This is a genomic window from Methylobacterium pseudosasicola (genome assembly GCF_900114535.1).
GTDB lineage: Bacteria > Pseudomonadota > Alphaproteobacteria > Rhizobiales > Beijerinckiaceae > Methylobacterium > Methylobacterium pseudosasicola.
The window spans coordinates 39078-51784 of sequence record NZ_FOTK01000028.1 but is presented as its reverse complement, the minus strand read 5'-3'; the positions used below and the strand labels follow the sequence as shown (position 1 = coordinate 51784).

General features: G+C 68.4%; 10 protein-coding genes and 1 pseudogene. 3 read left to right on the top strand and 8 right to left on the bottom strand.

Annotated elements, in window-relative coordinates:
- Positions 1 to 14: 14 nt before the first annotated feature.
- From BM228_RS23015 to BM228_RS22980, 8 genes and pseudogenes are all read right to left on the bottom strand, one after another.
- Positions 15 to 320, bottom strand: a pseudogene (locus BM228_RS23015) (Crp/Fnr family transcriptional regulator); the annotation flags it as partial.
- Between the two features lie 117 nt (positions 321 to 437).
- Complete coding sequence (locus BM228_RS23010) at positions 438 to 1376, bottom strand: ABC transporter ATP-binding protein (RefSeq protein ID WP_092044261.1); 939 nt, start codon at positions 1374 to 1376, stop codon at positions 438 to 440.
- Entirely contained in the window at positions 1354 to 2349 is a 996-nt protein-coding gene (locus BM228_RS23005; protein WP_092044259.1) for an ABC transporter ATP-binding protein, read from the bottom strand. The genes BM228_RS23010 and BM228_RS23005 overlap by 23 nt, the downstream gene beginning before the upstream one ends.
- Positions 2346 to 3329: an ABC transporter permease gene (locus BM228_RS23000; protein ID WP_092044258.1), complete on the bottom strand. Its 984-nt coding sequence runs from the start codon at positions 3327 to 3329 to the stop codon at positions 2346 to 2348. The genes BM228_RS23005 and BM228_RS23000 overlap by 4 nt, the downstream gene beginning before the upstream one ends.
- Positions 3329 to 4315 (bottom strand): ABC transporter permease, encoded by a 987-nt coding sequence (locus BM228_RS22995; RefSeq protein ID WP_092044257.1) that lies wholly within the window; start codon positions 4313 to 4315, stop codon positions 3329 to 3331. Before BM228_RS22995 ends, BM228_RS23000 begins: the two co-directional genes overlap by 1 nt.
- Positions 4316 to 4330: 15 nt before the next feature.
- The gene (locus BM228_RS22990; protein ID WP_092044256.1) at positions 4331 to 5671 is read right to left on the bottom strand and encodes an LLM class flavin-dependent oxidoreductase; all 1341 of its coding nucleotides are present in this window, start codon (positions 5669 to 5671) and stop codon (positions 4331 to 4333) included.
- Between the two features lie 18 nt (positions 5672 to 5689).
- On the bottom strand, positions 5690 to 7027 hold the full coding sequence (locus BM228_RS22985; protein ID WP_092044255.1) for an LLM class flavin-dependent oxidoreductase: 1338 nt from the start codon (positions 7025 to 7027) through the stop codon (positions 5690 to 5692).
- Between the two features lie 185 nt (positions 7028 to 7212).
- Positions 7213 to 8028 carry a MetQ/NlpA family ABC transporter substrate-binding protein gene (locus tag BM228_RS22980; RefSeq protein ID WP_092044254.1) on the bottom strand — a complete coding sequence of 272 codons (816 nt, stop codon included), beginning with the start codon at positions 8026 to 8028 and terminating at the stop codon, positions 7213 to 7215.
- A gap of 429 nt (positions 8029 to 8457) precedes the next feature.
- On the opposite strand from BM228_RS22980, the gene BM228_RS22975 reads away from it, so the two are divergent.
- The 3 genes from BM228_RS22975 to BM228_RS22965 are packed head-to-tail and all read left to right on the top strand — an operon-like array spanning position 8458 to position 12693.
- Positions 8458 to 10056, top strand: coding sequence for an ABC transporter substrate-binding protein (locus BM228_RS22975; protein ID WP_244537276.1), 1599 nt, complete (start codon positions 8458 to 8460; stop codon positions 10054 to 10056).
- A gap of 25 nt (positions 10057 to 10081) precedes the next feature.
- Positions 10082 to 11263: an acyl-CoA dehydrogenase family protein gene (locus BM228_RS22970; protein WP_092044253.1), complete on the top strand. Its 1182-nt coding sequence runs from the start codon at positions 10082 to 10084 to the stop codon at positions 11261 to 11263.
- Positions 11264 to 11292: 29 nt separating this feature from the next.
- A complete protein-coding gene (locus tag BM228_RS22965; protein WP_092044252.1) occupies positions 11293 to 12693 on the top strand; it encodes an LLM class flavin-dependent oxidoreductase in 1401 nt (466 codons plus the stop codon).
- Positions 12694 to 12707: the final 14 nt, after the last annotated feature.

The following is a 12707-nucleotide window of genomic DNA, read 5'->3' as shown; positions in this document are numbered from 1 at the left end:
GCTCGCGTTCCGCCTCAAGCCGCCGCTTGGACGATGGCGGTCAAACGCTCCGGGCGGAGGATGCGGATCGACGCCTTGTCCACGGCGACGATGCCGTCGGCCTGGAAGCGTTTGAGCATCATCGTCATCCATTGCCGGGTCGAGCCGATGAGGGCGGCGATCTCGTCGTGCGTGATGCGCCGTTCGATGATGCGGGCGCCCGCTTCCTTCCGCCCATAGAGATCGCCGAGATTGAGGAGGAGCTGGGCCAGGCGCTCGATCACCGAGCGGGTGCCCAGCATCTGCGCCATCGCGGTGTAGCAGCGGCCCTTCGCCTCGAGACGGTCTCCGGCAAGCGCGATCTCGACCAAGTGGCCCTTGAGGGCGCTGGCAGCGACTTCAAGGGTCGGCATCAACGCGCGCTCTGGTCGTTCTCGGACCGCCCCGAATAATCTGGGTCAGAGTTCGGCGTGGTGGCAGGCGACGGCGCTGTCCGGCGCGAAGCTTCGCAGCGTCGGCTCTTCGCGTTCACATTGCTCGGTCGCCAGCGGGCAGCGGGCGTGGAACCGGCATCCGGCCGGCCGTTGACGGGCGCTCGGCAACTCGCCGCCGAGATGCGCCCGTCCCGTCCCCTGTCCGGCGCCCGGGACGGCATCGATCAGGGCGCGCGTGTAGGGATGGCGCGGCTGCGCCCAGAGGCTCTGATGCGTGCCGGTCTCGACGATGCGACCGAGATACATGACGAGGATCCGGTCGGCGACGTAGCGCACCACCGAGAGGTCGTGCGAGATGAAGAGGTAGGACAAGCCGAGTTCGGCCTTCGCCGCGCCGAGCAGGTTCAGGATCTGCGCCTGGATCGACAGGTCGAGCGCCGAGACCGGTTCGTCGCAGACGATGATGTCCGGCTCGAGGATGAGCGCGCGGGCGATGCCGAGCCGCTGGCGCTGCCCGCCCGAGAATTCATGCGGATAGCGCGTCAGAGAGGCCGCCGGCAGCCCGACGCGGTCCAGCATCGCGATTGCCCGCTGCTGCCGCGCCCTGCGGTCCCGCAGCCCGTGGACCTGGAGGGGGCCGGTCAGGATCTCGCCGACCGTGTGGCGTGGGTTCAACGATCCGAAGGGGTCCTGGAAAACCATCTGGAGCCGGCGCCGGATCGGCGCGAGCGCCTTGGGCAGGAGCCGACCCATGTCCGTCCCGTCGATCTCGATACGGCCGGAGGTGGGCTCGATCAGCCGCAGCAGGGACTTGCCCAGCGTCGACTTCCCGCAGCCCGATTCACCAACGAGCCCCACGGTCTCGCCGGCTTCGACCGTGAAGGAGACACCATCGACGGCCCTGAGCGTGGCACCCCGCTGCCGGTAATGGGTGTGGAGGTCAGAGACCGACAGCGTGGCCATGGGAGATCTCGCGAGCCGCCGTCACCGGGCAGGCGACGAGGCGGCCCTCCTCCCGAGCGAGCAGGGGCGGCATGGACGTGCGACAGGAGGGTTCGGTGAAGCCGCAGCGTGGCGCGAACGGGCAGCCGGCCTCCCCGGCGGCCGAGCCGATATGGCCGGGAATCTCGATCAGGGGACCGTCCGTGTAGTGGTATCCGACCCGCTGGCGCGGCGAGGCCGCCATGAGCCCCTGCGTGTAGGGATGGCGGGGCGTCCCGAGGAGCTGTTCGGGCCGGGCCTCCTCGACCTTGCGGCCGGCATAGAGGGCGATCACGCGGTCGGCCCACTCGGCCACCACGCCGAGATCGTGCGTGATCAGGAGAAGCGCCATCGACAGGTCGCGCCGAAGTTGCGCGAGGAGATCGAGGATCTGCGCCTGGATGGTGACGTCGAGCGCCGTCGTCGGCTCGTCGGCGACAAGCAGGCTCGGATGCGCGGCGACCGCGATGGCGATCATCACGCGCTGGCGCTGACCGCCGGAGAGCTGATGCGGGTAGGCCGTCGCGCGCCGCGCCGGGTCCGGGATCCGCACGAGGTCGAGGACCTCGACGGCGCGGCGCGCAGCGGCTTTACGCGACAGGCCGAGATGCAGGCGCAGCACCTCCGCGACCTGAGCCCCGATCGGGAGAACGGGGTTGAGCGCGGTCATGGGCTCCTGAAAGATCATCGCGAGGTCACGACCGCGCAGCTTTCGGAACTCTCGCTCGGACAGGGCGAGGAGGTCGCGCCCGGCGAAGCGGACACGCCCTGCCGACATCTGCGCGGTGCGCGGCAACAGGCGCAGCAATGCGAGCGCGGTCAGGGATTTGCCCGAGCCCGATTCCCCGACGATCGCGAGGGTCTCGCCCTCCTCGATCGTGAAGGACAGCTCCTGGACGGGGCGCGCATTCGGGAAGCTGATCGAGAGGTCGCGGACGTCGAGCAGCACCGTCATATCCGGCGCTCGGCCGCGATCCGGGGGTTCAGGGCGTCGTTCAGGCCGTCGCCCAACAGATTCAGGGCGAGCACGGTGAAGACGATGACGACGCCCGGCAGGGCCGTGAGGTACCAGGCCGTGCGCAGATGCTCACGGCCTGCCCCGATCATCGAGCCCCAACTCACCACGTTCGGATCGCCCAGGCCCATGAAGGCGAGCGCACTCTCCATCAGGATCGCCGACGCGACCATCACGGATGCCGTGACGATGATCGGCGGCAGGGCGTTCGGCAGGATCTCGCGCAGGATGATGCGCAGGTGGCCGTAGCCGACACTGCGGGCCGCCATCACGAACTCCTTCTCGCGGATGGCGCGGAACTCGGCCCGCACGAGGCGGGCGATGGTGGGCCAGGTGACGAGACCGATCGCGATCGTGATCGTCGTCACCGAGGGCTGTGCGATGGCCACGACGACCACAAGCAGGATGAAGGCCGGCACGGCCTGAAAAATCTCGATCAGCCGGACGAGCACCCGGTCGATCCAGCCGCCGAAATAGCCGGCCGGCGCCCCGACGGCGAGCCCGAGCGCGAGACCGACCACCGTTGCGGCGATGCCGACCAGGAGGGAGACACGCGCCCCGTGAACGAGGCCGGCTGCAACATCGCGGCCGAGCGAGTCGGTGCCGAGGGGGAATTCCGCGTCCTGTCCGGGCCAGATCAGCGGACGCCCCACCATGCCCAGCGGATCGTCCGGGTAGAGAACCGGGGCGAGGCACGCCGTGGCGAGGATGGCGCAGAGGAAGGCAAGGCCGGTGAGCGCGGCAGGATTTCGCGTGAGCGTGCGCCGGGCGCGTCCGCCGCGCGGGATCGGCCATGCCGGCCGGGCGCGCGCTTGGTCGACGGGATCGTGTGCAGGCGCGACCTTGCGAGAGGCTGCAGCCTGGAACCGGATTCGCACGGTGTCTGCCGGGGCCGGGGCGCCGCTCGCGGATCGGCTCATCACGCCACCTCGATGCGGGGGTCGAGCCAAGCCTGGATCAGGTCGATCAGAACGTTGGCGACGATGACGAGGGCGGCGGAGAGCAACATCACGCCGAGCAGCACGCTGAAGTCGCGCGCCATGACAGCTTCGAAGGCGAGCCGCCCCAAGCCCGGCCAGCTATAGACCGTCTCGACCACGACGGCACCGCCCATCAGCCCGCCGAGATGGACACCTGCGACGGTTGTGACGGGCAGAAGCGCGTTGCGCAGCGCGTGCCGCACGGTGATGGCGACCGGCGATAGGCCCTTGGCGGCGGCCGTACGGATGTAGTCCTGCGCGGTCACCTCCAGCATCGAGGCCCGCACGAGCCGCCCGTAGATCGCCACGTAGAACAGGGACAGCGAAAGACCGGGAAGCACCATGAAGCGGGCGCGGTCGAGGAGGTGGGCGACGCCCGTCAGGTCCGAGCCGATCGTCTCCGCGCCGCCGCTCGGCAGCCAGCCGAGCTTCACCGAGAACAGCACGATCAGCATGAGCCCGATCCAGAAACTCGGGATCGAGTAGAACAGGAGGGCGACGACCGAGAGCAGGCGATCCGGCCAGCCGCCCGCGAAATTCGCCATGACCACGCCGAGGAGGATGCCCAGGGCGAGGGCGAAAACGAGCGCCACGAGCATCAGCACCAGGGTTCCCGGCAGCCGCTGCATGATCAGGTCGCTGACCGGCATGTTGTAGCGCGGGGAGAAGCCGAGGCTGAGATGGGTGAGGTTGCCGAGGTAGGCGAGCAACTGGTCGAGGACCGGAAGGTCCAGGCCGAAGCGGCTGCGAAGCGCCGCCACGGTCTCTTCCGTCGCGGCGCCGGACTCGCCCGCCAGCACGTCGGCCGCGTCGCCGGGCGCGAGCCGCAGCAGGAAGAAATCGAGGATGACGATGCCGATCACGGTGGGAACGGCATGCGCCAATGCGCCAACGAGGACGCGGGCGAGGCGCGGAGCGTCGGGCATGGCCAGGGGCTCGGCTCAGGCGCTCGCGCGCACCTCCGCGGGAGACGGCACCTCCGGGCGCGGCAGGCCGTAATGGTCGCGCAGCGTGCGCCCGACATAGTCCGTACGGAACAGGCCGCGGCGGCGCAGGATCGGCAGCACGTGATCGATGAACGCGTCGAGACCGCCCGTCAGTGAGGGCGGCATGACGTTGAAGCCGTCGGCGGCGCCGTTCACGAACCAATGCTCGATCTCGTCGGCGACCTGTTCCGGCGTCCCGACGAAGACGTAGTGGCCTCGCGCGCCGGCGAGCCGCTGGATGAGCTGCCGCAGGGTCGGCTTCTCCCGGTCGAGGATGTCCACGATCAGCTTGAAGCGGCTCGCCACGCCGAAGCGTGTGTCCGTGTCGATGAGGTGGCGCGGGAAGGGCGCGTCGAGGTCGTGGCCGGCGAGGTCGAGACCGGTCATGTTGCGCAATTGGGTCAACGAGTATTCCGGCTGGATCAGCGCGTTGAACTCCGCTTCCAGCGCCTTCGCCTCCCGCTGCGTGCTGCCGATGAACGGGCTGATCCCCGGCAGGATCTTCACGTGCTCCGGGCGGCGCCCGAGGGCGGCGACCCGGTCCTTGATGTCGGCGTAGAAGACCTGCGCACTGGCAAATGTCTGATGCGCCGTGAAGATCGCCTCGGCGTATTGCGCGGCGAAGAAGCGGCCGTCATCCGACGCGCCGGCCTGGACGTAGACGGGGCGGCCCTGCGGCGTGCGCGGGATGTTCAGGGGGCCGCGCACCCGGAAGTGCCGGCCGGCATGGTCGATCGGATGGATGCGCGTCGTGTCCGCGTAGATCCCGGATGCCGCATCCGCCAGCACCGCGTCGTCCGCCCAGCTGTCCCAGAGCTTGCCGACGACCTCCACGAACTCGCGCGCCCGCTCGTAGCGGTCGCCGTGCGGCGGGTGCTCGCCCAGCCCGAAATTCTGCGCCGCCTGGGCCGCCGAGGTGGTGACGATGTTCCAGCCGGCGCGGCCGTGGCTGAGATGGTCGAGGGAGGCGAACAGCCGGGCGAGGTTGTAGGGCTCGTAGTAGGTGGTGGAGGCCGTTCCGATCAGGCCGATGCGCTCCGTCACCGCGCCCAGCGCGGACAGCCAGGTCAGCGGCTCGAGGCGGAAGCGCGCGGCGTAGCGGATGTTGTCGGCGAGCGCCGGACCGTCCGCGAAGAAGACGGCGTCGAACTTGGCGGCCTCCGCCTTGCGCGCGAGATCTTGGTAGAAGCCGATATCGAGGGCGCGGGTCGGGTCCGAATCCGGATGACGCCACGCCGCCTCGTGATGGCCGCCCGGAAAGACGAAGACGTTGAGGGAGAGCTGCCGCTGCGGCATGCGGGATCCTCGGCTGGGTCAGGCGGACAGGCGCTGCGGCGCGTCCGCCGCGAAGTGGCTTGCGGGCCGATCGAGGCCGAGATGGTCGCGCAGGGTGACGCCGTCGTAGGCGCGGCGGAACAGACCGCGCTGCTGCAGGATCGGCACCACGGTGTCGACGAAGGTCTCGAGGCCGGTCGGGAGCACGTCCGGCATCAGGTTGAAGCCGTCCGCCGCGCCGGCGCGGAACCAGTGCTCGATATCGTCGGCGATCTGCTCGGGCGTGCCCACGACGATGCGGTGGCCCGTGCCGCCGCCGAGCGAGAGGATGAGCTGGCGCAGGGTCAGGCCGTCACGCCGCGCATGCGCGAGGATCGCCTGGGCGAAGGTCGTGCTGCCATTCGCCGGGATCGCGATCTCCGGCAGCGGCGCATCCAGGTCGTATTGCGTCAGGTCGACACCGAGCGTCGCGCCGAGGCGGGACAGGCCGTAGGCGACGGGGATGAGGTCGGTCAGTTCCTCCCGGCGCCGCTTCGCCTCGGCCTCCGTCGAGCCGATCACCGTGGCAAGGCCCGGCAGGACGACCAGCGTGTCCGGCCCTCTTCCGTACCGGGCCGCGCGGCGTCGCAGATCGTCCGCGTAGGCGCGGGACTCCTCCGGCGTTTGGCCGACGCTGAACACGACCTCGGCGAAGCGCGCCGCGAGGTCGCGCCCGTCATCCGATCCGCCCGCCTGAACGAGGACCGGCCGCCCCTGCGGCGAGCGCGGCAGGTTGAGCGGGCCGGCGACCGACAGGTGCCGCCCGTGATAGTCGATGGCATGGAGACGCGCCGGATCGATCAGGCGGGCGGCCGCCTTGTCGCCGACGAGCGCGTCGTCGTCCCAGCTGTCCCAGAGGAGCCGCACGATCTCGGTGAATTCCTGGGCTCGGGCGTAGCGCGTGGCGTGATCGGGCACCGCCTCCAGGCCGAAATTGGCGGAGGCCTGGGCGTCGGCCGTGGTGACGACGTTCCAGCCCGCCCGGCCGCCGCTGGCATGGTCCAGCGTCGCGAAGCGGCGGGCCACGTTGTAGGGTTCGTTGTAGGTCGTCGAGGCCGTCGCGATCAGCCCGATATGCTCGGTGGCCGCCGCGATGGACGCGAGCACGATCGTCGGTTCGAGGGAGAGGAACGACCGCAGGTCCGGGCGTTCGGCGAGCGACGGCGTATCGGCCAGGAAGACCGCATCAAGCTTGCCGCGCTCCGCGATCTGCGCCGTTTTCACGTAATGCGCGATCTCGGTGAAGGCGCCCGGCCGGCTCTCCGGCAACCGCCACGCCGACGCGAAGAAGCCGGCATGCAGGATGTTCACGTTCAGATGCAAGTGTCTGCGCGACATGGGGCTGAGGCCGGGCCGGGATTCAATCCGTCGAATAAGACAAAGAAAAGCTTTCCTCGTCCATAGAATGTTCGTTCGATTTAAGAGGCCGAGTCGATCCACTCTTCCGCCGTCGCGGCCGATCGCAGAACGATCGACCTGATCGCGATTGTGTCCGCATCAGGCGGATTATCGAGACCGCGGCGTCAGGACGCGAAATAGTCGGGCAGCGCGAAGCCGTCATAGCTGCGGTTGCCCTTGATCGCGTCGCGGAAGAAGGGGGCCCGGTAGGCCGCAACGATGTCGCGCGCCCATGGGGACTCGATGTTGCCCCGTCTCACCGCCACGACGTTGAGATAGGGCGCGGTCATCTTCTCGAGCGCGATCGCCTCGGTCAGCTTGAGCCCGCTGTCGATCGCGAAGTTCCCCTGGATTGCGGCGAAGTCGACGTCGTCGAGGGCGCGCGGGGCCTGCGCGCTCTCAAGCAGCGTGAGCCTGATCCCGCTCGGGTTCTTCACGACATCGAGCTCGGTCACGTCGACCGGGTTCGCCGCGGGCTTCAGCTCGATCCACCCGAGGTCGCGCAGGATCTTCAGCGCCCGCTCCAGGTTCACCGGATCGTTGGGCACGGCCACCGTCGCCCCCGGCCGGACCTCCGAGGCCGATTTATGCGTGCGCGCGTAGAGGCCCATCGGCGGGGTCGGGACCTGCACGATTCCTGCGAGGTCCGTGCCGTTGCGATCGTTGTAGGCGTTCAGATAGACGCTGTGCTGCATCACGTTCGCGTCGATCTCGTTCGTGGCAACGGCGGAATTCACCTCCAACCCCGTGCTGAAGTGCAGGGTGCGGATGTCGTAGCCCTGCTGCTTGAGCTGCGGCTCGACGCCGAGCTTGAACGCGTCGAGGTAGGGTCCGGGAGCGAAGCCGACGCGCAGCGTCTTCCTCGCCGAGGCCGATGTCTGCGCGGATGCAGCGATCGGGGCAGCGAACAGGGCCGAGAGTCCTGCCGAGAGTCCTGCCAAGACATGACGGCGTGCCGGGCGCGGGCCCGCGCTGAGACACCGCTCCGTCACCGGATCCCCTCACGCCGAGCGATGATGGCGGCGACGTTCGGCCCGCGTGCCGCCGGACGAAATTTCAGGGTCGTCGGGCGGGTAAGCGTGCCTTCGGCACCACCCGAGAAAACGGGCCGCATGACCAAAACTCCTTTCGAGCAGCGAAAGGTGTTGCGGCGGACAATAGATCTTGGCTCGAGCGCAAACACCAAGCCAAGCATTCAAAGGTCAGTAACCCAAGTCAACAAGAATATTTTTGCTGGATTTACACGCAACTGGAGCCAATCATTCGATTTTCTCGGCAAAGAAGAGAATTGTCCCGCGTGGTCTCAGGCTCCTAAGATCGTGTGGCCCGATGTGTGATCGGGCGCATCTCCGTCCTTCGATCGCATGATCATGATGTCTCGCCGCGGCTTCGGCCGGGGCCTCGCCCTCGGCGCGACCGCGAGCTTCGCCGCCCTCATACCCGGCGCGGCGCGGGCTCTCGCGCCCCGGCGCGGGGGCACCCTGACCATGATCATCCAGCCCGAGCCGCCGGTGCTGGTGACCTTGGCTCATACGGCGGGACCGACCACCCGGGTCAGCCCGAAGGTGACGGAGGGGCTGCTCACCTTCGACCTCGACTTCCGTCCGAAGCCGCAGCTCGCGACGCAATGGAGCGTCAGCCCGGACGGCCTGCGCTCTCGCTTCGCGCTCCGCGAGAATGTCAGATGGCATGACGGCCAGCCGTTCACCGCGAGCGATGTCGCGCACTCGATCGCGCTGCTTAAGGAGCACCATCCCCGGGGACGCAGCACCTTCGCATCCGTGACCGAGGTGCTGACGCCGGATCCGCTGACGGTCGAGATCGTCCTGTCGCGACCGGCGCCCTACCTTCTCGCGGCGCTGACCGCCTCCGAGTCGCCGATCGTCCCGAAGCACCTTTACGGGAGCGGCGACCCCCTCGCGAATCCGAATGGGCGCGCGCCGATCGGGACCGGGCCCTTCGTCTTCAAGGAATGGAAGCAGGGCAGCCATATCCTCTTCGAACGCAATCCGAATTACTGGGACCCAGGCAAGCCCCACCTTGACCGGATCATCGTCCGCTTCATCGCGGACGCGTCCGCGCGGGCGATCGCGCTCGAAACCGGCGAGGCTCTGTTTGCGCCGGACACACCGGTGCCCCTGGGCCAACTCGAAGCGCTTCAGGCCAACCCGAATCTGATTTTGGAGAAGCGGGGGTACGATTATCAGCCGATCGTGTACCGGCTCGAGTTCAACCTCGCCAACCGCTACTTCCGGGACCGCAAGGTCCGCCAAGCCGTCGCCCATGCGATCGACCGCGAGGCCATCAATCGGGTCGTCTTCTACGGCTTCAGCACGAGCGCCCCTGCGAGCATCAGCCCCGCCCTCAGAGAATTCTACAATCCGGACATCCCCCGGCACGACTTCGACCCGAAGCGCGCGGAGGCGCTGCTCGACGCGGCGGGCCTGCCGCGGGGCGCGGACGGCACCCGCTTCAAGCTGTTCCACGACTACATGCCCTACAGCGACACCTACCAGCAGCTCGGCGCCTACACGCGCCAGGCCCTAGCGAAGGTCGGCGTGGCGGTGACGCTCCGGTCACAGGATGTGCCGAGCTGGTTCAAGCGGACCTATACCGATCGCGACTTCGACTTCATGAGCAACGCGATGAGCCATTCCTTCGACCCGACCGTCGGGGTGCAACGGCTCTACTGGTCGAAGAACTTCAAGCCGGGTGTGCCCTTCTCGAACGGCTCGGGCTACAGCAACCCGGACGTGGACCGCCTGCTCGAGGCCGCCGCGGTCGAGACGGATCCAGCCCAGCGCCGTGATCTCTTCCGCCAGTTCCAGGTGCTGGTCGCGACCGACCTGCCCGACATCAACCTGGTTACGGGTGCGAACCTCACCATCGCGAACACGCGACTCGTGGACCACACGACCACGATCGACGGCCCATCAGCGAATTTCGCCGACGTGTGGATCAACGCCTGAGCGCCATCTCACCCCCCTCCCGGCCATGCCTTTCGAACTCGATCCGTCCAACCCCTTTTTCGCCTCGGCCGCGGCGTTGCGGCAGCGTTTCGCAGAGGACGCGGTCGCGCGCGACAAGGCCGGTGGCCGCCCGACCGCGCAGCTTCGCCTGCTCAAGGAGAGCGGGCTCCTCACCCTCCTCATCCCGAAGGCGCATGGCGGCCAGGGCGAGCGGTGGTCGACGGTGCTCAAGATCGTCCGGGAGTTCGCCAAGGTGGACGGCTCGCTCGGCCACCTCTTCGGCTATCACTTCAGCGCCCTTCAGGCCGCCCATCTGCGCGGGACCGCGGAGCAGGCCGCCGACATCTACCGGCGCTCCGCGGCGGGCAACTGGTTCTGGGGCAACACGGCGAACAGCTTTTCCAAGAGCCTCTTCGGCCAGCCGGTCGCGGACGGCTACGTGCTCAACGGCTACCGGCCGTTCACCTCGGGCTCCCACATCGCCGATTACCTGCACGTAGCCTGGGAGGATCGCGACACGAACCTGCGCCACTTCGCAGCCATCCCGGCCGACCGCGCGGGCATCCGCGTCGAGGATGACTGGGACGGGATCGGCCAGCGCCAGACCGGGAGCGGGCGCGTCAACTACACGAACGTGCAGGTTCACCACGACGAGGTCTTCCGCTTTCGGGTGGAGACCGCCGAGCCCTACCAGACGCTGACCCCATTCCAGCAGCAGAGCGTCCTCCTCAACGTCTTCGTGGGCAGCGCGCAGGGGGCGCTGCTCGCCGCGCGCGACTATACCGTCGAGACATCGCGCCCCTGGATCGACTCCGGGGTCGAGCGCCATGTCGACGATCCCTGGATCAAGCGCGTCTACGGCGACCTCTACATCAAGACCCAGGCCGCGACCCAGCTGGCCGACGACGCGGCCGCGGCACTCGACGAAGCCGCCGCCCGCGGGCGCGACCTAACCGAAGCGGAGCGCGGACGGGCGGCGATCCGGATCGCCGCCGCCAACGTCTATGCCGGCACCATCGCCCTCGAAGTCACGAGCCAGATCTTCGAGGTAATGGGCGCGCGCTCCGCGACGAATGCCAACGGCTTCGACCGGTTCTGGCGCAACGTCCGCATCCACACGCTCCACAACCCGGCCGAATACAAGACCCGCACCGTCGGGACCTGGTTCCTGACCGGCGACTACCCGACGCCCGGCGCCTTCCGCTGACCCGCCCCCCCGATCGCGAGGACAGGCCCGTGACCAAGGAAATCCGCGTCAACGGCTTCGCCATCCATAGCCCCGTCCATCTCTCGCCCGGGCTCTGGCGCCATCCCCGCGACCGCTCGCTGGAATTCTCGACCTTGGATTATTGGACGGATGTCGCCCGCATCCTGGAGCGGGGGAAGTTCGACGCGCTCTTCATCGCCGACAGCATCAGCATCCACGACATCTACCAGGGCAACGCCGACGCCTCGCTCCGGCGCGCGGTGCAGCTGCCGAAGCACGATCCCACGCTCCTCGTCTCGGCCATGGCGCTGGTCACCGAGCATCTCGGCTTCGGCATCACCGGCTCGGTCTCCTACGAGGCGCCCTACATCTTCGCGCGGCGCTTCTCCACGCTCGACCACCTCACGAAGGGGCGCGTCGCCTGGAACATCGTGACGAATTTTTCGGATGCGGGCGCACGGGCGGTTGGCCGCACCGGCGTGAAGGCGCACGATCTGCGCTACGACATCGCCGACGAGTTCCTGGACGCCGTCTACGCCCTCTGGGAAGGCAGCTGGGCCGAGGACGCGCTCGTCACCGACCGGGCGAGCGGGGTGTTCGCCGACCCGGCCCGGATCCGCAAGGTCGTCCATCGCGGCGAGCACTTCCAGTTCGAGGGCGTCAACATCGTCGACCCCTCGCCGCAGCGCACCCCCTTCCTGTTCCAGGCGGGCACCTCGCATCGCGGCAAAGACTTCGCCGCGCGCCATGCCGAGGCGGTCTTCCTGAGCGATCCGTCGCAGGCGAACGTCGCCAGGAATGTCGCCGACACCCGCGCCCGGGCGGCCGGGCTCGGCCGGGATCCGAACGACATCAAGTTCTTCTCGCTCGTCACCGTCATCGTGGACGAGACGGAGGCCGCGGCGCACGCCAAGTACCGCGATTACCAGCGCTACATCGACCTCGAAGGTTCGCTCGCCCTGCTGTCGGGCTGGAGCGGCATCGACCTCTCGCAATACGCGCTCGACGATCCTTTCCCGACCAAGAAGAAGGACAACGCGGTCACCTCGATGATCGATTCGTTCACGGGTGCCGAGAAGGTCTGGACCATCCGCGAGGTCGTCACCCACAACACCATCGGCGGGCGCGGGCCGGTGGTGATCGGCACGCCGGCCCAGGTCGCGGACGCGCTGCAAGGCTGGATGGACGAGACCGACATCGACGGCTTCAACCTGAGCTACGCGGTGACCACTGAAGGCTACAGCGACTTCGCCGACCTCGTCGTGCCGGAGCTCCAGCGCCGGGGCCTCTACAAGACGGATTACGGGGCGGGCACGCTGCGCGAGAAAGTCTTTGGCCGCGGTCGCCTGCTACCGGACACCCATCCGGCGGCCCGGTTCCGGGCCGCTCTTGCGGAATTGGGCGGCACGGGCGGGGAGCACGCCGCGTGAGCCGTGTCCCACTC

Excerpts from the sequence above, each read along its gene's own strand:
- BM228_RS22975 (WP_244537276.1), top strand. The coding sequence starts at position 8,458 with ATGATGTCTCGCCGCGGCTTCGGCCGGGGCCTCGCCCTCGGCGCGACC.
- BM228_RS23010 (WP_092044261.1), bottom strand. The coding sequence starts at position 1,376 with ATGGCCACGCTGTCGGTCTCTGACCTCCACACCCATTACCGGCAGCGG.
- BM228_RS22970 (WP_092044253.1), top strand. The coding sequence starts at position 10,082 with ATGCCTTTCGAACTCGATCCGTCCAACCCCTTTTTCGCCTCGGCCGCG.
- BM228_RS22995 (WP_092044257.1), bottom strand. The coding sequence starts at position 4,315 with ATGCCCGACGCTCCGCGCCTCGCCCGCGTCCTCGTTGGCGCATTGGCG.
- BM228_RS23000 (WP_092044258.1), bottom strand. The coding sequence starts at position 3,329 with ATGAGCCGATCCGCGAGCGGCGCCCCGGCCCCGGCAGACACCGTGCGA.
- BM228_RS23005 (WP_092044259.1), bottom strand. The coding sequence starts at position 2,349 with ATGACGGTGCTGCTCGACGTCCGCGACCTCTCGATCAGCTTCCCGAAT.
- BM228_RS22985 (WP_092044255.1), bottom strand. The coding sequence starts at position 7,027 with ATGTCGCGCAGACACTTGCATCTGAACGTGAACATCCTGCATGCCGGC.
- BM228_RS22990 (WP_092044256.1), bottom strand. The coding sequence starts at position 5,671 with ATGCCGCAGCGGCAGCTCTCCCTCAACGTCTTCGTCTTTCCGGGCGGC.